This window comes from Pseudomonas sp. B26(2017) (assembly GCF_002113045.1).
In the GTDB taxonomy this organism is placed as follows: Bacteria; Pseudomonadota; Gammaproteobacteria; order Pseudomonadales; family Pseudomonadaceae; genus Aquipseudomonas.
The window spans coordinates 154,785-174,129 of the sequence record NZ_NEJJ01000016.1 but is presented as its reverse complement, the minus strand read 5'-3'; the positions used below and the strand labels follow the sequence as shown (position 1 = coordinate 174,129).

Below are 19,345 nucleotides of genomic sequence, written 5' to 3'. Positions count from 1 at the left end.
CAAAACTCCTATGATGCAAAGGGCCTGCGCTGGCTGCCTGTAACCGGCGCCGCCCCTATGCTTTTTAGAGAGATCGATCCTCGTGGAGTCTTTTCCGGACGCATTGCACGAATCCCTCACGACTGAATTCATGTTTGGTCCGTTCTGCGTCGTACCAGGCAAACGGCTGCTGACCCGCAACGGGAGGGCGGTCGAGATCGGCGGACGTGCTCTGGATCTGCTGATTGCCTTGCTCGAGCAACCGGGGCGCGTGCTGTCCAAGTACGATTTGATCGACAAAGTCTGGCCCGACAGCGTGGTGGCTGAAGGCAGCCTGCGCTTTCATATGACCGGTTTGCGACGGATTCTCGGGGATGGCGAGGAGCAGGCGCGCTACATCGCGACTCAGGTGGGTGTGGGTTATGCCTTTGTTGCGCCGCTGGAAAGAAAACAGACTGCTGTTCAACCGACGCCCATCGTGTCCCGAGCCACCGAGGGCGTCTGCAGTTTGCCGCCCCGGGCCAGACTGATCGGCCGCGAGACCGACCTGCAACTGGTCATCGACCACATGCAGCAACCAAGACTGTTTACCATTGTCGGCCCCGGTGGTGTCGGCAAGACCAGCCTGGCCATCGAAGTGGCGCATCGCATTGCCGCCCAAGGCTACGAGCGCGTCTGCTTCGTCGATCTGGCGCAGGTGGAAGACTGTGCGCTGGTGCCGTCGGCGCTGGCCCGATCACTGGACATTCCGGTGCAGGCGGAGGACCCGATGTTCGTCCTGCTCGCGCATCTGCGTGAGCAGCGGTTGATGCTGGTGATCGACAACTGCGAACACCTGATCGACGCGGTGTCGACGCTCCTGGAACAGATCAGCGATACCGCGCCGGATGTCGGGGTTCTGGCCACCAGCCGCGAACCGCTGCGGGTGCGTGGCGAATACGTGCACTGGCTCAATCCGCTGGAATTTCCCCGTGAGTCGCAACACCTTTCGGTTGAGGAACTGCTGGCATTCCCGGCCATCAAGCTGTTTGTCGAACGCGCGTCGTCGAGCAATGCGGCGCTGTTGCTGGAAGCGGGCGGAGGGCAAATGATTGCGGACATTTGCCAGCGGCTGGAGGGCATGGCATTGCCGATCGAACTGGCGGCGATGCGGGTCGCCAGCCACGGATTGAAGGCCACCCACGCGTTGCTCGGTGAGCGCTTTTCGCTGGGCTGGTCGGGGCGCAGGACGGCGGTGCCGCGCCATCAGACCCTGCGCGCCATGCTCGACTGGAGTTATGACTTGTTGTCGCCGCAAGAGCGTTTGGCGCTGGAGCGGTTTTCGGTCTTTGTCGGGCCGTTTTCCCAGGAAGCCGCCGCTCAGGTGGTGGCCGAGTCGCAACATGGGAGCGCTGCGGCGGCCGCGATCCTTGACGATCTGGTGTGCAAGGGGCTGGTCACGGTCGATCATAGCGATTCGACAGATTCTTATCGATTGCTGGAGATGACGCGCGCCTATGCCCGGGAGAAGTTGACGGCGCGGGGCGACGCCGAGGTCAATGCGCTGGCGTTCCGGCACGCAGCGTTTTATATGGATCTGCTTGGGCATCTGGGGACTTCCCCCGACGAGATCTTCCGTAATTCGACGCGCCTGGCCAGCCAGTTGGGCAATGTTCGCGGTGCGCTGGAATGGAGCTTCGGCCCCCAAGGCGATCCAGGGCTGGCGTTGCCGCTGGCGGCTGCGAGCGCGCCGTTGTTCCTGCATTTTTCATTGCTGGTCGAGTGCCGCACCTGGTGCTCCCGGGCGGTGGAGCTGCTGCAGCTGGGATACTACGGCACGCCCACCGAAATGGAACTGCAAGCCGCGCTCGGGCTTGTGCTGATGTTCACCCGAGGCAACAGTGAAGCCGCCGAAAAAGCCTTGCTTCGCGCCCAAGACATTGCAGTCGCGCTGAATGACTACGGCTCACAATTGCGGCTGCTGGGCCGCTTGCAGATCTTCTACGAGCGCATCGGTGATTTCCCTTCGTCGCTGGCGTGGGCAGAGCAGGCCGCCGTGGTCGGCAACATTCTCAACGAGCCCGCTGCCATCGCGATTGCCTCATCGCTGACCGGCATCTCCCATCATCTGCTCGGCAACCAGCGTCTGGCCCGTGAGGAGCTGGAAAGCTCGCTGCGCAACAGCTTGCCGTCTCATCCCAGCAACACGATTTACTACGGCTTCGATCATCGCAATCGCACGGGGCTGGCGCTGGCGCGTTCACTCTGGCTGCAGGGCTACCCCGATCAGGCCCGGCGCTGGGCCGAGCAGATCGAGGCCGAAGCGTCGGCGCTGCAGCATCCGGTCACTTACTGCATCGCAATGGTCTGGATTCTGTGCATCTATATCTGGACCGGTGATCTGGCGAAGGCAACTGCCAGCCTCGAACGGTTCAGTACCATCGCCGAAACCAACGCACTCGGCCCCTATATTGCCGCCTGCCACGGGTTGCGCGCGGCGATCGCCATCCGCGCCGAAGAGCCGGGGGAGGCAGTTGCCATGCTGGAAGAGAGTCTGGCGCGGTTGCGCGGCATGCGATACGAACTGCTTACCACTTCATTCGAAATTGCACTGGCCGAGGGCCTGATTCTGGGGGGGCAACACGCAAAGGCCCTGACGCTGGTCGAAGGCACCATCGATCACTGCCGTCGAAGCGGCGATGCTTTTGCACTGCCGGAGTTGCTGCGAATCAAGGCCGGTATTCTCAAGGCCATCCACGTCGATGATGACCAGGCCATGCTGGCGGTTCTTGAGGACTCCATAGCGCTGAGCCGCGAGCAGGGCGCGTGGGCGTGGGAGTTGCGGTCATCGATGGATCTGGCGCGGTTCTGGCTTGAGCAGGGTCGACCGGATCAGGCCCGGGAGTTGCTCGGCGCCTGCCGCGAGCAGGCTTCGGAAGGCTTTGACAGCCTCGATCTGCGGCGGCTGGAACGCTTCTGGCAGAGCCTGCCTGCTACGCCGGCGTAATCAGTGCCGCCATTTTCACCAGGTCTGCCAGCGAGCGGGCCTTCATTTTGCGCATCACCTTGCCGCGATGGGCCTTGACGGTGATTTCGCTGATGTTGAGGTCGGCGGCGATCAGTTTGTTCAGCCGTCCGCTGACCACCGAAGCCATGATCTCCTGTTCGCGCGGCGTCAGGGTCTTGTAGGCCTCGAGCAGGGAGCGCAGGTTCTTTTCGCCCTCGAGCGCCACGCGACTGCTTTGCAGCGCATCGGCCATGGCGGTGAGGATCACCTCGTCGTTGAACGGTTTGGTCAGAAACTCCACCGCGCCGGCCTTCAACGCCCGCACCGTGCGCGGAATATCGCCGTAGCCGGTGATGAAGATGATCGGCATGTTGTGACGTTCATCGGCAAGGGCGGTCTGCAGGTCCAGGCCGCTCAGGTCGGGCAGGTTGATGTCCAGCACCAGACAACTGGGCACCAGCGTCCGAGGCGCGTCGAGAAACTCCTGCGCGGACTCGAACAGCCGTGGCTGCCATCCGGCGAAACGGATCATCAGCTCCAGCGACTCGCGCACGGAAATGTCGTCATCGACAACGAATACGACGGGCGTGACATCACTCATCGGTATTGCTCCACGAGAAAGGGCCATTGCGTTGTTCGCGTTCAACATGTCGATTCCTTGTTCTGTTCGGCTGCACGCTCAGTCGAGGGGCAGGGCGGCACTCAGGGCCTTGAGCAATTGAGCTTCGCTGAACGGCTTGAACAGGCACTCCACCGCGCCACTGTTCAGCAGCTTTGCCTGTTCGCTGGTGTCGCCGTGAGCCGTGATGAAAATCACCGGAATGCGATAGTCACGGCGCAGCAGTTCCCGTTGCAGATCAGGGCCCGACATGCCGGGCATGGCCACGTCGAGAATCAGGCAATGCGTCAGGTCCAGGTAGGGCGATGACAGAAACGCCTGCGCCGAGGCAAATGCCTGGACGGTAAAGCCGAATTCCTTGATCAGGTCAGGCAGTGATTCACGAACCGATTCGTCGTCATCGACCACCGATACGAGCAAATGCGTACCCATCAATCATTCTCCACGGTGCGATCGGTGAGGTCGCGGTTAGCGGTTTGCGGCAAGTCCGTCGAATTCGGGATGGCAAAGGTAAACGTCGCGCCCGGGCCATCGTTGGCGGTCGCCCAGAGTTTGCCGTCGTGGCGCTCGATGATGGAGCGACTGATGGACAGACCAACGCCCATGCCCGAGCTTTTGGTGGTGTAGAAGGCATTGAAGATGCGTTCGATGTCCTGCGGATCGACGCCGTTGCCGCTGTCCTTCACCGCCAGGTAAACGCTCTCGTCCGGCGCCAGACCGGTGCTGACGATCAATTGCCGGGCCCGGTCGTGGATCGCACTCATGGCCTCGGCGGCATTCATGATCAGGTTGAGGATCACCTGCTGAAGCTGAACCCGGTCCCCCCTGACCAGCGGCAGGGCTTCGGCAAACTCCGGATGCAGCACCACACCATTGCGTTGCAGTTCGCCCAGCAGCATGGCGATGACTTCCCGTGCCGCGTCATTCAGATTGACGTCTTCAATGGTGATGCTTTTCTTCGAGAACAGCGCCCGCAGTCGGTTGATCACATCGGCAGCACGATTGCCATCGCGAATGGTGCGGCGCGCGGTTTCCCTGGCGCCATCGACGTTCGGCGGGTCGGCACCGAGCATGCGCAGGCAGGTGCTGGCGTTGGTGATGATACCGGCCAGCGGTTGATTGACCTCGTGGGCAATCGACGCCGTCACCGCGCCGAGGCTGGCGACTCTGGCCAGGTGCGTCAGTTCCGAGCGCGCCTTGCTCAAGACCTCTTCGGCAAGCCGGCGCTGGGTGATGTCCTGCAGCGCTGCGATGTATTCGAAACCGTCCGGTGCGTGGGGGATCGAGTGCGCCACCAGCCGCACGTATTTCACCGTACCGTCGGGCATCAGCAGCCGGTGCTCATGTTCGAAGTCACGCCCCTTGCGGCGCTGGCGCTTGATCATTTCCCGATGGCTGGAAATGTCGTCCGGGTGCACGCGGCGATAGATCGCATCGAAGCCGGGCGGGGTGTCCGGGTCCAGTTCAAGGATGCGGTAGACCTCGTCCGACCAGGTGATCTCGTCGGTGCTCACCCGCCAGGAAAACGTACCGGTGGCGCTCAGGCGCTGGGCCTTGGCCAGAAAGACTTCCGCCCGTTTGCGGTCTTCGATGTCGGTGTTCTCGCCGTACCAGCGCACGACCTGCCCGGTGTCATCGCGCTGGGGCACGGCGCGGATCAGAAACCAGCGGTAAATCCCGTCGAAGCGCTTCAGGCGGGCCTCGTACTCACCGGCGTTTCCCGATTGCAGAATCGTTTGCCAGTAAACCGCCAGCCCCGGCGCATCGTCCGGGTGGATGGACGCCGTCCAGCCATGGCCGCAAGCCTGTTCGAGGGACATGCCGGTGTAGTCGCACCAGCGTTGATTGACGAAACCGACGCTGCCTTCAGGCGAAGCGCTCCAGACAAAACCGGGAACGGCATCGATGATCCCGCGCAGACGTTCTTCCGAAGCGCTGACTTCGGCGAGGGCACTGGCGATCAAGATCTTGTCCCGCCGGCGTTCATCGATATCGACCTGCAGCACACACCAGCGCGTAATGGCACCTTCGTTGTTTCTGATCGGCAGGCCGCGCACATGGAACCAGCGATAGACACCGTCCGCGCGACGGATGCGATGCTCGTTCTCATAGGGTGTGCCGGTGCCGACTGAATGCATCCACGCGGCGATGACCGAGGGCAGGTCGTCCGGGTGCACGGTTTCGCTGGTCTGCCATTTTTTCAGTTCGTGGAGCGGGGCGCCGATGTAGTCCATGATTTGCCGGTTGACCTGTTCCAGCTCACCGGAAGGCGTCATGAAGGCGACCATGGCCGGGATGCTGTCGATGATGGCTTCGACCCCCGGCGCTGGCATGACCGCGTCATCCGCGCGGCCTGAAGCGTCCTCGATGACGCGCTCCTGCTCGTTCGTCATACCGATTCTCGTTGTGTGCAGTCACCGTTGAACAAAGATGCGCCTTCGGATGGCGCGCGCCCATCATACTTTGGTGTCGCCCGTCGCGAATATCGGCCGCCATCGCACGCTGCGACGGACATCACAGTGGCACTTTTGTAAGCCACTGTATCTACGGCCCCTCGAGCCATACAAACATGCAAATCAGCCTGTTCGAGAAACCGCGAGGATACATCCGCCGCGCAGTCTTGGCCCTGGTTTCAACGTCCTCCGACGATTGAATGAAAACGATGTGACGTCCGCACTCCTGCCACCGCAAAGGCAGCAGGACAGGCCGTCCCTTTGACAGGGCAGAACATTATGAAAGCAGTGGTAATCGAGGCCTTCGGCGGGCCTGAAGTCTTGATGGTGAAAGACATTCAACTGGCAGAACCGGGGCCCGGACAGGTCCTGGTCAAGGTCATGGCGGCGGGTATCAATTTCATGGACACCGGTGCCCGACGCGGGCTCGGCGCTGCCTGGGAACTGCCGCTGACACTGGGCGCAGAAGGCGCCGGCATCGTTCTGGCCACCGGCCCGCAGGTGACGGAGTTCAGTGTCGGTGACCGCGTGGCCTGGCATTACGTGCCGGGCAGCTACGCTGAACAGGTGATCGCCCCGGTCAGCCAGTTGGTGCCGTTGCCGGACGACATCGACTTCACCACCGCCGCCAGCCTGATGATGCAAGGCCTGACCGCCAGCAATCTGGTGGACAAGGTGCATGCGATCCAGCCGGGCGACGTAGCCTTCGTGCATGCGGCGGCCGGGGGCGTGGGGCTGATGCTGACCCAACTGATCAAACTGCTGGGCGGCAAGGTCATAGGCCGGGTTTCTCATGCCGACAAGGTCGAGGCGGTACTCGCGGCGGGGGCGGACTATGTGGTGATCGGGCGGGCGCAAAACATTGCCGGACAGGTCCTGCGCCTGACCGACGGCCAGCGGGTGAATGTGGTGTACGACGGCACGGGCGCGGAAGGTTTCGCCGACTCGCTGGAGATGTTGGACTACTTCGGCACACTGGCCTTGTACGGACCGTTCATGAACCCGACACCGCCGATCGATATCTTCAGCATGCCGCGCAGCATCAAGCTGACGTATCCCTCGGTCATGCACTACGTGCGCAACCGCGAGGTGCTGCTGGAAAAATCCCGGCAACTGTTCGCGTGGGTCAGTGCCGGCAAACTGAAAGCCGTGATCGGCAAGCGTTATTCACTGGATGATGCGCAACAGGCCCATCGCGATATCGAGTCGCGCAACACGACGGGCAAGCTGATCATCGTTCCCTAGTGCCACGCCGGATCAGCAGGACCGCCAACACCTGGCTACCGGCGAAAAACATGAACAGGTGTTGTGCGGTCCATCCGGCGTCCAGCAGAAACCCGGCGACCACCGGCGAAATGATCGCCCCCAGACGCCCCATCGCCAGCACCACACCGACGCCAGTCGTGCGAACCGACGTGCAGAACGCTTGAGGGGCCAGGACAAACAGAGCCGCGACTGCACCATTGAGCATCAGCCCCAGCGTGACCGCCACGAGTGCCGCCAGACCGGGGACGTGCGAGGCCGGCACCATCAGCGGCAGCAGTGCTGCGTCAAGCAGCAGAAAACCCGACAACAAACGTCGGCAGCCGAAACGATTGGCTGCCAGACCCAGAAACAGGGCGCCGAGCATGCCACCCAGCGCCAACAGCATCCCGATCCGGGCGCCTTGCTGGTCGGTAAAGCCATTGTCGACCAACAGGGCCGGCGTCCAGCTCATCACGAAGTAAAAGCAGAACATCAACAGAAAGAGTGCCAGTGCCAGCGACAGAGTCTGTTGCCACTGACCGGCTGAAAACGGCCGGCTGACGTCGTCAGGCGACAGCGGAGGAATAGGCGCGCGGTGTTCAAGTGCCAGAAATGACGGCGACTCTCGCAGCCAAAAGACACCGGCCAACGCCGCTACCAGCGTGATGCAGCCCCCGGCGAGAAAGACATACCGCCAGCCCATCAAGTCATTGAGTCCATGCGCCAGCACACCGCCCAGACTGGCGCCCATGGCGAAGGCGAGAGATTGCAACGCGACGGCCAGATTGCGCCGCTGCGGGCTGGCGTGTTCGAACGTCAGCACGTTCGCGCCGACCAGCACCGCCCCAGTGCCGATGCCGGTCAGCAGACGCAGGAACATCAGCACGTGATGATCCGGACTCCAGAACGACAGCAACATACCCAGGCCACTGAGCAGCAGGCCGGCAAGCAATAAAGGTCTGCGCCCGAAGCGGTCGGCCCTGGGCGCAGCCAGCAACGAACCGAGCGCCATCCCGACCAGGCTTGCGCTCAACAACAGGCCCAGTTGCGCGCCGTTCAACGCCCACTCCGCCGCAACCCGGCTGGCGGTGAAGGCCATGGCCATCACGTCGAGTCCGTCGATCACGTTGAACAGCATGCACAGCCCGATCACCCACCATTGCGAAGTGGTCGATGGCGTAGTGCTCAGGCGTTCGAGCGCTGTTTCCCCACGCATCCGCAATCCTTGTTCCGCTCTGTCATTCAAATGGGCCGTTTCCCCGCCGCATTCTGCCCGTTAACCGCTGCTGAATTCGAGCGCGATTTTGCGCGCCAGGCCAGCGCGTCATACCAAGGTATCGACCGACACCATCGTGTAATCGTCCCGATGCCAGCGCGGTGGTCTGATCCGATTGGCGATGCCTTTCGAATAATGACTACAAGGAGATCCATCATGGTTGCGGTTCTGTCCGGTCTCACCTGGCGCCATTGCCTGGCGTCATCCATCAGGGGCGGCGCGCTCGGCCTTGCCGTACTCGCTGGCAGCAGCGGCGCCTGGGCCACGACGCCGGCCGCGGATTCATCGCAAGCCATTCGCCCGTACACCGTGCATGTCGACGAAGCGAAGTTGAGCGACTTGCGCAAACGCATTGCCGACACCCGCTGGCCGGACAAGGAAACGGTCAACGACGTGTCCCAGGGTGTGCAGCTGGCGCAGGTCCAGGCACTGGTCAAGTACTGGGGCAATGGCTATGACTGGCGCAAGGCCGAAGCGAAGCTCAACGCCTTGCCGGAATTCGTGACCACCATCGACGGCGTCGATATCCAGTTCATCCATGTGCGCTCGCGCAATCCCAATGCGATGCCGCTGATCCTCACCCACGGCTGGCCGGGTTCGCAGTTCGAGTTCCTCAAGACCATCGGTCCGCTGACCGATCCCGTGGCCTACGGTGGCAAGGTCGAGGACTCGTTCGATGTGGTGATCCCGTCGATTCCCGGCCATGGTTTTTCCGGCAAGCCGACCGAACTCGGCTGGGGGCCTGACCGGGTGGCGAAGGCCTGGGATGTGTTGATGCAGCGTCTGGGCTACAGCCATTACGTGTCCCAGGGTGGCGATCATGGTTCGGTGATTTCTGATGCGCTGGGCCGCCTGGCGCCGCCCGGCTTGCTGGGCATCCACCTGAACATGCCGGCCACCGTACCGCCGGAACTGGTCAAACCGATCAACAGCGGTGATCCGGCTCCAGCGGGACTGACCGCACCGGAGGTCACGGCCTTCAATTCGCTCAGGCAGTTCTTCGGCCGCAACGCCGCTTACGGCGCAATGATGGTGACCCGGCCGCAGACCATCGGCTATCTGCTGGCCGACTCGCCCGCCGGCACGGCAGCCTGGATGTACGAAAAATTTGCCGCGTGGACCGACAGCGACGGTCAGCCCGAGAAGGTCCTGAGCCGCGATGAAATGCTCGATGACATCAGCCTGTACTGGCTGACCGACAGCGGGGCGTCGTCCTCCCGTTTCTACTGGGAGAACAACAACAATAACTTCAGCGCCGCCGCGCAGAAGACTGCCGACATCAAGGTGCCGGTGGCGATCACCGTATTCCCCCACGAAATCTACCGTGCGCCGAAAGTCTGGTCGCAGCGCGCCTATCCCTCGCTGGCCTACTTCAGCGAAGTCAGCAAGGGCGGGCACTTCGCGGCATGGGAACAACCGCAACTGTTCAGCGAAGAACTGCGCGAAGCCTTCCGGCCACTGCGTGCGGCTGCGCAGAAAACCGCTGCGCAGGCAGCGCGCTAACCCTTCAATCCGCAAGCCCTTCAAACCAAAGAACGGAACCGCCGCCCGGCGGTTCACGAGGGAGACTCGGCATGACTGACTCTAATGCTCTAACCCCATCCCGGCGCTTGCTCACCGTTTCGATGCTGGCGCTTGCGCTGGGCATTGCCTCGGCATACGCCAGCGCCACCGAAGTGCCCGCCGGCAAGATCGACGCCATTACCGCCGGCACCAACGTATCCTTCGGCGCGCTGAAACACGTCAAGGCCGGATTGCTGGACGTGTCCTACGCCGAAGTCGGGCCCGCCGACGGTCCGGTGGTCATCCTGCTGCACGGCTGGCCATACGATATTCACAGCTACACCGACGTGGCACCGGCACTGGCGCAGAAGGGCTATCGGGTGCTGATTCCTTACGCGCGCGGCTATGGAGACACACGTTTCCTGTCTGCCAAAACCGTGCGCAACGGCCAGCCGGCGGCGCTGGCGAAGGATCTGATCGACTTCATGGACGCACTGAAGATCAAGCAGGCCGTGCTCGGCGGTTATGACTGGGGCGCGCGCACCGCCGACATCGTCGCCGCGCTCTGGCCCGAACGGGTGAAAGCGCTGGTGGCGGTGAGCGGTTACCTGATCGGCAGCCAGGACGCCGGCAAGACGCCGCTGCCGCCGGCGGCGGAGTTGCAGTGGTGGTATCAGTTCTACTTTGCGACCGAGCGCGGCCGCCTGGGCTACGAAAAAAACACCCATGACTTCGCCAGACTGATCTGGCAGCTGGCCTCGCCGAAATGGAACTTCGACGACGCCACCTACGACCGCAGTGCCGCCGCGTTGCAGAATCCAGATCACGTCGCCGTGTCGATCTTCAACTATCGCTGGCGCCTGGGGCTGATCAAAGGGGAGGCGCGATACGATCCGCTGGAGAAAAAACTGGCGGCATTCCCCTCGATCGGCGTGCCGACCATCACCCTCGAAGGCGACGCCAATGGCGCGCCGCACCCACCGGCCGAGGCCTACGCCAAACGCTTCACTGGCAAGTACGAATACCGGCTGATCAGCGGCGGCATCGGCCACAACCTGCCACAAGAAGCGCCGCAGGCGTTCGCTCAGGCGGTGATCGATGCCGATCATCTCTGATCGCTGGCTGAAGGGGATCCGACGATGAAACTCAACCATTGGGCCGTGCTGCCAGCGGCCATTTCGCTCGCGGCACTGGCGGCTGCCGGTGTCGCTTTGGGCCAGGCCGATGACGGCGAAGCGTCGCCGATCTACGGCGTGAAGCTGCCGAAAAACTACCGCCAGTGGGCACTGATTGCTCCGGCACAGGAAGCCGCGCCGCTGAATGAACTGCGCGCGGTACTGGGCAATGACCGGGCGATCAAGGCTTACCAGGGCAAGACGCTGCCGTTTCCCGAGGGCACGGTGCTGGTGAAGCTGGCGTGGAAGCACGTGCAGTCGCCGGAATTCGAGCCAGCCTCGATTCCGGGGGCGGCCACCACCGTTCAGGTGATGGTCAAGGACTCGCGCCAATACGCCTCGACCGGTGGCTGGGGATTCGGCCGGTTCATCAACGGCAAACCCGCCGATGAAGCCCAGCACCAGACCTGCTTTGCCTGCCATCAGGCGCGGGTGCAGAACCACGATTTTGTCTTCACCCGATACGCCCCCTGAATCTGTCATACGAGGAACATCCACATGAAAAAAACACTGACTGCACTCAGCATCGCTGCCGGCCTGTGCCTGGGCGCCAATGCCTTCGCCCAAACCGCCAAACCCACGGTCGTGCTGGTGCACGGTGCGTTTGCCGACGCGTCGAGCTGGAATGGCGTGGCGAAAATTCTCGAGAAGGATGGCTACACGGTGATCGCCGCCGCCAATCCGTTGCGCGGCGTCAAGAGCGATGGCGCAGCGGTATCGGCATTGCTGAGCAGCATCCAGTCGCCGGTGGTGCTGGTCGGTCACTCCTATGGCGGCAACGTCATCAGTGAGGCAGCCAACGATCATGCCAATGTCAAAGCACTGGTGTACGTCAGCGCCTTCGCCCCCGAAACGGGTGAGACCGTCGCAGGACTCGCCGGCAAGTTTCCCGGCAGCACCCTCGGGCCAACGCTGGCGCCACCCGTTGCGCTGGCCGATGGCGGCAAGGACTTGTACATCCAGCAGAGCAAATTCCACGACCAGTTCGCCGCCGACGTGCCGGCTGCACAAGCGGCCCTGATGGCCGCGACCCAACGCCCGGTGACCGAAGCGGCGCTGAACGAACAGGCCGGAACGCCGGCCTGGAAGCATATTCCGTCGTGGTACATCTACGGCGACAAGGACAAGAACATCCCGCCCCAGGCGATGGCGTTCATGGCCAAGCGTGCAGATGCCAGGGCGGTCGAGGTGGTGAAGGGCGGCTCTCACGTGGTGATGGTGTCGAACCCGGCGCCAGTGGCCCGATTGATTGAAAAAGTCGCGGCGGCCAACTGAAACCCTGCGACGTGCCGAGGCGCGTCGCAGGTCTGTCACTTCGCGCTCAGGCAGCGGACACCTGCGGCGATCTTGCCGGTGCCAGTCTGAGCAGCGGGGTGATGCCGAGCATCAACAGCAGTACCGCGAACAGCAAGGTGTACGCCGGGCCATAGTGCCCGGCGTATTCGCGCAGGGCACCGAACAACAGCGGCCCGAGCGCGGCAATCAGGTAACCGATGAACAACATGAACACCGTCCACAATCCGGCCTGTTCGCTGGTGCTGGCGTGATCCAGCGGCAAGGTCATGGCCACGGTGAAACCCATGCCCAACCCGATGGCCGCGAGCACCACGTACAGCATCGGCCAGTACGCCGGCAGGAACGCCATGCCGCCCACCCCGAGCAGGGCCAGCAACGCCGACAACCCGAGCAAACCGCGCCGGTCGTGGGCCTTGCCCGGAATCAGTCCCGCACCCACGCTGGCGACGGCGAACACCGCCGTAAAAATGCCCAGCAGGATGCCCGGGGAAATACTCGACGTGGCCGCTTCCACCGAGGCAGGCGCCATCCAGGCGAAGAGGGCGTAGACCACGAATTGACCGGCACCGAAGTTCAACGCGATCAGCCACGCCTGCAGCTTGCCCCATGGCAGGCGTTTGCTCGGGTTCGACGGCGATTTCACCGCTGGCGCCGGTGTCGCAAAACGCCGTGCCATCCACACCCAACTGACGATGGCGGTGAGGCACAGCACGCTCCAGACTCCGGCGCTGACCTGCCAGTCCTGCGCCAGCTCGGCAATCGGCGCACTGAGCACCGCCGCGAGGGTCGCGCCCAGACTCAGGCCGCCGGCATAAATGCCCATGAACAGCGCCGGCCGTTGCGCAAAGTGGGTCTTGATCCACGCACCGGTCATCGCGCCGGCGACGGCAATGCCGATGCTGGCGAAGAACGTACTGCCGAGCAGGAACAATGCGTTTGGCGAGATCGCCCGCAGCAAGGTGGACGTGCCCAACAGTGTCAGCGCGACGACGACACTGCGATCAATCCCGAAACGTCGGGCCAGGCTCGGAACCAGCAATGCAAACACGCCCATGCACACGTCGGGAATCGAGGTCAGCAGCGCGGCCTGGGTGTAGCTCAACTGGAAGTGCTGCTGGATCAACAGCAGAATCGGGCCCACCGAGATGATCGGCGGACGCAGGGCGATGGACAGGATCAGCAGGCCGATCACCGCCGTGACGCTCTGCTGGTGGCCGGAGAGATTGCGGGTGATTGCCATGGGAAAGGCCTCATTGATGAACAATGAGCGCAAGGCTAACAATGGGCCGGCCATGGCAAATGCCAGGATTTGTCGCCAAAGTGACAATCGCCGCTTTACCACGATCAACGTCTGTTTTCAGGAGGCAACACTCGATGAAACAAGAGGTGCGCAAGGTCGTCGCAAAGCGAGGATCCGCGCCGCGCAGCGAACGTTATCCCGACTATCAGGATGTGCCGCGCGTAATGACCGTGCTGGTGCGCGATCAGGCCACCGGCGAGTACAACGAACCGCATGTACATCGACACGGGCAGTTGCTGTATGCCTCGAACGGCGTGATGCGGGTAGCCACCGAACGAGGGTTGTGGATCCTGCCGCCGAAGCGGGCGCTGTGGATTCCGCCCGGAATGATCCACGATCAGTTGATGCTGAGCGCCGTCAAAATGCGCTCGATCTACATCGACCCGCAGGTCTGCGCCGGGCTGGGCCCTCACTGCAAAGTGCTGGAGATCCCCGGACTGCTGCGCGAGTTGATTCTGGCCCTGGCCGAGCAGCCTATCGAGTATCCGCAGGAGGGGCGCAACGCGCACATCGTGGCGCTGATAATCAATGAGTTGCAGGCGGCGCGGACGTTGCCGATCGAAGTGCCGTGGCCGCTCGACCGGCGACTGGTCACGGTCTGCGAGGCGATTCTGCAGGACCCCGGACAAGACCATTCGATCGGCTATTGGGCAGACCGGGTCGGCGCCAGTTCGCGCACGCTGATTCGCTTGTTCGTCAATGAGACCGGCCTGAATTTTCGCCACTGGCTGCAGCAAGTGCGGCTGGCGACCGCCATCGACCGGCTCGACAAGGGGCAGTCCGTCGGGCTGATTGCCCGGGATCTGGGCTACGCCAGCCAGAGTGCATTCAGCGCAATGTTCAGACGGGTGATGGGCGAATCGCCCCGCGAATTTCTCGTCCGCGATTAGGGTGTTTTTACGATTCCGATACCTTCGTATTCTGTCGTTGAAGGGAGGCGGGTGGTATCAATGACGCTGCTGTTGCAGGTGCATTGAACACCCAGCCTCGTTCCGCGAGGAACCTTCGAAGAGTGAGAATCCTGATGCTTTTATACCTATCGACCTGGTCCGAAATAGCGCAATTTCTCGAACGCAGCCGCACCATCGTCATCCCGATCGGTTCCAACGAACAGCACGGGCCGACCGGCCTGCTGGGCACCGACTGGATGTGCCCGGAAATCATCGCCCATGAAGCGCAGAAGAACACCGACCTCCTGATCGCCCCGACTTTCAACATCGGCATGGCGCAGCATCACCTCGGTTTCCCCGGCACCATTTCGCTCAGGCCTTCGACCTTCATCGCTGCTATCGCCGACTGGACTCGTTCGCTGGCCGCCCACGGCTTTGAAAAGATCTTTTTCCTCAATGGCCACGGCGGCAACATCGCGTCAATCGAAGCCGCGTTTTCGGAGCTGTACGCTGAAGCGAGTTTCGCCCGCCGCAAAGCCGGGCTCGCCCTGAAGCTGTGCAACTGGTGGGACCTGGAAGGGGTTAACGAGCTGGCCCGTGAGCAGTTCCCGACCGGCCACGGCATTCATGCCACGCCTTCGGAAATCGCCGTGACCCAGTGGGCATACCCCGATTCCATCAAGTCGGCGGACTATTCGCCGCAGATCGCCAATTGGGGACCGATCCGTGAGGCGGCGGATTTTCGCGCCCGTCACCCGGACGGCCGAATGGGCTCGGACCCGGCGCAGGCTTCGCCGGAAAAGGGCCGGCAACTGGTGGAAATGGCCGCTCGCGGCCTGGTGCAGGAGGTGCAAGCCTTCAGCCGTGAATCATTACCCGACTGAGCCGTCGCCCTGACCAGCGCCCGGATTTTCCGGGCGTTGCTGTTTCAACCCTTTGGGAATATCGACATGTGGACTATCAAGCACAGCTACATCGATGGCGTGTTAGTGCACGTTCAGGGCCGCGAAACGATCGAATGCATCAATCCGGCAACGGAATCTGTCATCGGCACCGTCACCCTGGCCAACCGAGACGACGCCAGGCAAGCCATCGCCGCCGCCCAGCGTGCGCAAAACACGATGGGGCGTACCTCCAAAGCCGAGCGTATCGACATGCTCAAGCGCCTTCAGGCGGCGGTACTGGAGAGCACCGACGAAATACGCGACACCGCCATCGAGAAATACGGCGCACCGTTGGCCCGTGCGCAATGGGTCAGCCAGTACGCGTCGCAGTCCTTCGCCAACGCAGCGCAGGTGCTGGAGAACTACGAGCTGGTCCGGTCTGCGGGACATGCAAGGGTGATCATGGAGCCGGTCGGGGTGTCGGGGCTGGAAGCGTTTCTTGAAGCGAAAAGCATCGTAGAGGACTGACAACGGCAGCAGGGCCAGCAGGATCAATCCTGCCGGCCCTGCTTGCATCATTGCGGATCAGCCCAGCGCTTCGATGGCCTGCGCAACACCTGCACCGTACGCCGGATCGGCACGGGTGCAGTTATCGATGTGGCGTTGTCGGGTCTGGGCGCTGGCGCCATGGATCGAGCGCGCCGTGTTCTCAAACAAGACCTGTTGCCGGGCGGGCGACATGGCCCGGAACAGCGCACCCGGTTGCGAGAAGTAATCGTCGTCCTCGCGATGATTCCAGTGTCCGGCACTGCCTTTGAGGGCCAGCGGTGGCTCACTGAAATCCGGTTGCTCGGCCCACTGGCCGTAGCTGTTGGGCTCGTAGCCGATTGTGCTGCCCGCGTTCGCATCGGTGCGCATCTGGCCGTCCCGGTGATAGCTGTTGACCGGGCAGCGCGGCGCATTCACCGGGATCTGATGATGATTGACGCCGACGCGATAGCGCTGTGCATCGCCGTAGGAGAACAGTCGCGCCTGAAGCATTTTGTCCGGCGAGAAGCTGATGCCGGGCACCACGTTGGCCGGGTTGAAGGCTGCCTGTTCGACGTCGGCAAAGTAGTTGTCGGGGTTGCGGTTGAGTTCGAGCACACCGACTTCGATCAGCGGGTAATCCGCGTGGGGCCAGACTTTGGTCAGGTCGAACGGGTTGATCGGATAAGTCTCGGCATCCAGCTCCGGCATCACTTGCACGTAGAGCTTCCATTGCGGGAAGTGACCTTCCTCGATCGCGTTGTACAGGTCGCGCTGGGCGCTTTCGCGGTCATCGCCGATCAGGGTTGCGGCTTGTTGGTCGGTGAGGTTTTCAATGCCTTGCTGGGTCTTCCAGGTGAATTTCACCCAGAAACGCTCGTTCGCCGGGCTGATGAAACTGAAGGTATGGCTGCCGAAACCGTGCATATGGCGATAGGTGCGCGGCAGTCCGCGGTCGCTCATGACGATCGTGACCTGATGCAGCGCCTCGGGCAGCAGTGTCCAGAAATCCCAGTTGTTGCGGGCGCTGCGCAGGTTGGTGCGCGGGTCGCGTTTGACCGCATGGTTGAGGTCGGGGAATTTCAACGGATCGCGCAGAAAGAACACCGGCGTGTTGTTGCCCACCAGGTCCCAGTTGCCTTGCTCGGTATAGAACTTGATGGCGAATCCACGGATGTCGCGCTCGGCATCCGCCGCGCCACGTTCGCCGGCCACGGTCGAGAAGCGCACGAACACATCGGTGGTCTTGCCCACGCAGGAAAACACTTTGGCCTTGGTGAAACGGGTGATGTCGTGGGTGACGGTGAAAGTGCCAAACGCACCCGAACCCTTGGCGTGCATGCGCCGCTCAGGAATGACTTCGCGATCGAAGTGCGCCAGTTTTTCCAGCAACCAAACGTCCTGCAACAGCATCGGGCCTCTCGGGCCGGCGGTCTGTACGTTGTTGTTATCAACCACGGGCGCGCCCGCGGCAGTCGTCAGCTTGTTCATGCGCAACTCCTGGCTTTTGTCGGTTTCCCGCCATCACATCAAAAGCCCCGGGCGCGATCTATTGCACCATGGTGTCGCCGGATAGTACGAAGGTGTGGTTGGAAGACTGAGCGTTTTGCTGTGGGCAAAAGGCGGATCAGGCGAGGGTGATGCTGACCTTGATGTTGTTGCGCGTGGCCTTGGAGTAAGGGCAATTCTGGTGCGCCGCGTCGATCAGTTGTTGCGCCACCTCAGGCTCGATCTCCGGCAGTGACACCGCCAGTCTCGCCTGCAGGAAAAAACCCTGCTCCCCATGGACCAGATCGATTTGAGCATCGACTCCGGCCGTTGCCGGAAAACCGATCTTGCGCGCGTTGCAGGCATGGCGCAGTGAGCCCAGAAAACAGGCCGACCAGCACACGGCAAACAATTGCTCGGGGTTGGTTCCGCTGCCGGGTGCGCCCGGTGGAGAAAGCTTGAGATCCAGTCGGCCATCCTGACTGCGCCCTGTGCCCTCGCGACCTCCTGTGGTGTGGGTATGCGCGGAGTAGAGGGTTTTTTCGATATCAATCATGGGCATTCCCTGAAGAGCATTGCACAGCGAGAAGGGCGGTTCACGTTGCCCGTGTGGCTTCATGGCATTCGCGTATGGGCGCACCCGCTAAAGCGTCGGCCGTGGCCACGGCGTCAGTGCCGCGATGGCCCGGATTGTTGAGCAGAGTCGAGCGCGCGATCTCGATCAGCCAGGCGCGAAACGGAAAGCTCGGGTCATGGGCGGCCTGTTCCTGATAGAGCATCCTGAAAGCTTGCTGGACGAGGTTGCCGGTGTCTTCACGACGGATCCGCCCGGCCTGCGCCTGTCCCTCGTAAAAGGCGATGAGTAACGGCGTCACCGTCGCGAACAGTTGTTGCGCCTCCCCCCGGCCATGGCTGACGGCGCCCGCGACCAAGGCATACAGTTCGTCATTGCCGAGCCGGTCAGCCTCGCACAGGCAATTGTTGCGATAACCTTCAGCCATGGTCGAATCCCTCGCAAAACCATCGTTCGACTGAGCGAGGCGACCGAAAAGGTTCGCAGGTGGCCTGGCGTTCAGCGGTGAGATTCAAGCCTGCCTTCACGGCAGAATGACTGCCAGTTATGCGTTGTTAGCGTTTGTTAGCGCTGGGTGATTGCAACACGTCGCGCGGTGGTTTTTTCACTGGCCGGTCAAGACTCTGCGCGGGTTTCGATGTCCGTCGCCTGGACGAAACGGTGGGGCGGTGTTCGAGCATTTTTGACATTCCTGTCTCTTTGCCATCGTCACAGGGGTGTAGGAAACAGCTGATATTTATTTCGTCGAATTCCTACATTTTGTTTGCCTCACCAGCAAAAAACGTGGTTATTATCCGCCGGCGCTTCGGGTCATAAACCCGGCGCCAGAAGATTGCCGTGCGTCTACAGACCCGGCAGTCGCAGCCGATCGGGACCACCCTGGCGCTGTCATCCCCGCGCAGGTTGTTCCTCGTCGTTGACCCTCAAATGGAAGTCGAGGTTTCAATTGGTCACGCGGTTTGCAATTGTCGATGCAATGAACGGGGCGACATCTGTCGCCAATGATTCGGCCCACTTTCCAGTTGCCTGCGCCGACCGCGCGGCGGCGTTCTTCTCCAGCCTGTCTCCCCCCGATTTTCTGCGTGTGCCCGCGTTCAACGCGAGTCTGCACGCGCGCGCCGCGCCATCCTCCTGAATTCGAATGACCGT

General features: G+C 62.2%; 17 protein-coding genes. 9 read left to right on the top strand and 8 right to left on the bottom strand.

The features are described from left to right. The first annotated feature begins 82 nt into the window (after positions 1 to 82). On the top strand, positions 83 to 2,965 hold the full coding sequence (locus CAF79_RS22715; protein ID WP_085700405.1) for a winged helix-turn-helix domain-containing protein: 2,883 nt from the start codon (positions 83 to 85) through the stop codon (positions 2,963 to 2,965). Here CAF79_RS22715 and CAF79_RS22710 read toward each other — a convergent pair. From CAF79_RS22710 to CAF79_RS22700, 3 genes are all read right to left on the bottom strand, one after another. Further along, positions 2,952 to 3,566 carry a response regulator transcription factor gene (locus CAF79_RS22710; protein ID WP_085700404.1) on the bottom strand — a complete coding sequence of 205 codons (615 nt, stop codon included), beginning with the start codon at positions 3,564 to 3,566 and terminating at the stop codon, positions 2,952 to 2,954. The genes CAF79_RS22715 and CAF79_RS22710 overlap by 14 nt on opposite strands. Before the next feature lie 78 nt (positions 3,567 to 3,644). Continuing rightward, positions 3,645 to 4,016: a response regulator transcription factor gene (locus CAF79_RS22705; protein WP_085700403.1), complete on the bottom strand. Its 372-nt coding sequence runs from the start codon at positions 4,014 to 4,016 to the stop codon at positions 3,645 to 3,647. Further along, positions 4,016 to 5,977, bottom strand: a complete 1,962-nt coding sequence (locus CAF79_RS22700; RefSeq protein ID WP_085700402.1) for a PAS domain-containing sensor histidine kinase — start codon at positions 5,975 to 5,977, stop codon at positions 4,016 to 4,018. The genes CAF79_RS22705 and CAF79_RS22700 overlap by 1 nt, the downstream gene beginning before the upstream one ends. A gap of 339 nt (positions 5,978 to 6,316) precedes the next feature. Here CAF79_RS22700 and CAF79_RS22695 point away from each other — a divergent pair, with 339 nt between their 5' ends. Further along, positions 6,317 to 7,282, top strand: coding sequence for a quinone oxidoreductase (locus CAF79_RS22695; RefSeq protein WP_170929771.1), 966 nt, complete (start codon positions 6,317 to 6,319; stop codon positions 7,280 to 7,282). On the opposite strand, the gene CAF79_RS22690 is transcribed toward CAF79_RS22695, so the two are convergent. Further along, a complete protein-coding gene (locus CAF79_RS22690) occupies positions 7,269 to 8,498 on the bottom strand; it encodes an MFS transporter (protein WP_085700400.1) in 1,230 nt (409 codons plus the stop codon). The genes CAF79_RS22695 and CAF79_RS22690 overlap by 14 nt on opposite strands. 216 nt (positions 8,499 to 8,714) lie before the next feature. Between CAF79_RS22690 and CAF79_RS22685 the strand changes: the two genes are divergently transcribed. The 4 genes from CAF79_RS22685 (at position 8,715) to CAF79_RS22670 (ending at position 12,511) form a co-directional block, all read left to right on the top strand. Then, the gene (locus CAF79_RS22685; protein ID WP_085700399.1) at positions 8,715 to 10,061 is read left to right on the top strand and encodes an epoxide hydrolase family protein; all 1,347 of its coding nucleotides are present in this window, start codon (positions 8,715 to 8,717) and stop codon (positions 10,059 to 10,061) included. A 71-nt stretch (positions 10,062 to 10,132) separates the two neighbouring features. Next, complete coding sequence (locus CAF79_RS22680) at positions 10,133 to 11,176, top strand: alpha/beta fold hydrolase (RefSeq protein ID WP_085700398.1); 1,044 nt, start codon at positions 10,133 to 10,135, stop codon at positions 11,174 to 11,176. A gap of 24 nt (positions 11,177 to 11,200) precedes the next feature. Then, positions 11,201 to 11,710, top strand: coding sequence for a cytochrome P460 family protein (locus CAF79_RS22675; protein ID WP_085700397.1), 510 nt, complete (start codon positions 11,201 to 11,203; stop codon positions 11,708 to 11,710). Positions 11,711 to 11,734: 24 nt separating this feature from the next. Beyond that, positions 11,735 to 12,511 (top strand): alpha/beta fold hydrolase, encoded by a 777-nt coding sequence (locus CAF79_RS22670; protein ID WP_085700396.1) that lies wholly within the window; start codon positions 11,735 to 11,737, stop codon positions 12,509 to 12,511. 46 nt (positions 12,512 to 12,557) lie between these two features. On the opposite strand, the gene CAF79_RS22665 is transcribed toward CAF79_RS22670, so the two are convergent. Continuing rightward, a complete protein-coding gene (locus CAF79_RS22665; protein ID WP_085700395.1) occupies positions 12,558 to 13,772 on the bottom strand; it encodes a CynX/NimT family MFS transporter in 1,215 nt (404 codons plus the stop codon). Between the two features lie 134 nt (positions 13,773 to 13,906). On the opposite strand from CAF79_RS22665, the gene CAF79_RS22660 reads away from it, so the two are divergent. The 3 genes from CAF79_RS22660 to CAF79_RS22650 all read left to right on the top strand — a co-directional run bounded on the left by CAF79_RS22660 (position 13,907) and on the right by CAF79_RS22650 (position 16,134). Then, on the top strand, positions 13,907 to 14,722 hold the full coding sequence (locus tag CAF79_RS22660) for a helix-turn-helix transcriptional regulator (RefSeq protein ID WP_085700394.1): 816 nt from the start codon (positions 13,907 to 13,909) through the stop codon (positions 14,720 to 14,722). A 134-nt stretch (positions 14,723 to 14,856) separates the two neighbouring features. Continuing rightward, positions 14,857 to 15,606, top strand: coding sequence for a creatininase family protein (locus CAF79_RS22655; protein WP_085700393.1), 750 nt, complete (start codon positions 14,857 to 14,859; stop codon positions 15,604 to 15,606). A 66-nt stretch (positions 15,607 to 15,672) separates the two neighbouring features. Then, the gene (locus CAF79_RS22650) at positions 15,673 to 16,134 is read left to right on the top strand and encodes an aldehyde dehydrogenase family protein (RefSeq protein WP_256579472.1); all 462 of its coding nucleotides are present in this window, start codon (positions 15,673 to 15,675) and stop codon (positions 16,132 to 16,134) included. Between the two features lie 57 nt (positions 16,135 to 16,191). Here CAF79_RS22650 and CAF79_RS22645 read toward each other — a convergent pair whose 3' ends face one another. From CAF79_RS22645 to CAF79_RS22635, 3 genes are all read right to left on the bottom strand, one after another. Next, positions 16,192 to 17,625, bottom strand: coding sequence for a catalase (locus tag CAF79_RS22645; protein ID WP_085700392.1), 1,434 nt, complete (start codon positions 17,623 to 17,625; stop codon positions 16,192 to 16,194). A 136-nt stretch (positions 17,626 to 17,761) separates the two neighbouring features. Continuing rightward, the gene (locus tag CAF79_RS22640) at positions 17,762 to 18,178 is read right to left on the bottom strand and encodes an organic hydroperoxide resistance protein (RefSeq protein ID WP_085700391.1); all 417 of its coding nucleotides are present in this window, start codon (positions 18,176 to 18,178) and stop codon (positions 17,762 to 17,764) included. Positions 18,179 to 18,218: 40 nt separating this feature from the next. After that, positions 18,219 to 18,623: a hypothetical protein gene (locus tag CAF79_RS22635; RefSeq protein ID WP_085700390.1), complete on the bottom strand. Its 405-nt coding sequence runs from the start codon at positions 18,621 to 18,623 to the stop codon at positions 18,219 to 18,221. Positions 18,624 to 19,345 lie beyond the last annotated feature (722 nt).

Coding starts and splice junctions, on each gene's coding strand:
- CAF79_RS22670 (WP_085700396.1), top strand. CDS start 11,735: ATGAAAAAAACACTGACTGCACTCAGCATCGCTGCCGGCCTGTGCCTG.
- CAF79_RS22655 (WP_085700393.1), top strand. CDS start 14,857: ATGCTTTTATACCTATCGACCTGGTCCGAAATAGCGCAATTTCTCGAA.
- CAF79_RS22675 (WP_085700397.1), top strand. CDS start 11,201: ATGAAACTCAACCATTGGGCCGTGCTGCCAGCGGCCATTTCGCTCGCG.
- CAF79_RS22635 (WP_085700390.1), bottom strand. CDS start 18,623: ATGGCTGAAGGTTATCGCAACAATTGCCTGTGCGAGGCTGACCGGCTC.
- CAF79_RS22695 (WP_170929771.1), top strand. CDS start 6,317: ATGAAAGCAGTGGTAATCGAGGCCTTCGGCGGGCCTGAAGTCTTGATG.
- CAF79_RS22690 (WP_085700400.1), bottom strand. CDS start 8,498: ATGCGTGGGGAAACAGCGCTCGAACGCCTGAGCACTACGCCATCGACC.
- CAF79_RS22710 (WP_085700404.1), bottom strand. CDS start 3,566: ATGAGTGATGTCACGCCCGTCGTATTCGTTGTCGATGACGACATTTCC.
- CAF79_RS22705 (WP_085700403.1), bottom strand. CDS start 4,016: ATGGGTACGCATTTGCTCGTATCGGTGGTCGATGACGACGAATCGGTT.
- CAF79_RS22660 (WP_085700394.1), top strand. CDS start 13,907: ATGAAACAAGAGGTGCGCAAGGTCGTCGCAAAGCGAGGATCCGCGCCG.
- CAF79_RS22680 (WP_085700398.1), top strand. CDS start 10,133: ATGACTGACTCTAATGCTCTAACCCCATCCCGGCGCTTGCTCACCGTT.
- CAF79_RS22685 (WP_085700399.1), top strand. CDS start 8,715: ATGGTTGCGGTTCTGTCCGGTCTCACCTGGCGCCATTGCCTGGCGTCA.
- CAF79_RS22665 (WP_085700395.1), bottom strand. CDS start 13,772: ATGGCAATCACCCGCAATCTCTCCGGCCACCAGCAGAGCGTCACGGCG.
- CAF79_RS22650 (WP_256579472.1), top strand. CDS start 15,673: ATGTGGACTATCAAGCACAGCTACATCGATGGCGTGTTAGTGCACGTT.
- CAF79_RS22645 (WP_085700392.1), bottom strand. CDS start 17,625: ATGAACAAGCTGACGACTGCCGCGGGCGCGCCCGTGGTTGATAACAAC.
- CAF79_RS22640 (WP_085700391.1), bottom strand. CDS start 18,178: ATGATTGATATCGAAAAAACCCTCTACTCCGCGCATACCCACACCACA.
- CAF79_RS22700 (WP_085700402.1), bottom strand. CDS start 5,977: ATGACGAACGAGCAGGAGCGCGTCATCGAGGACGCTTCAGGCCGCGCG.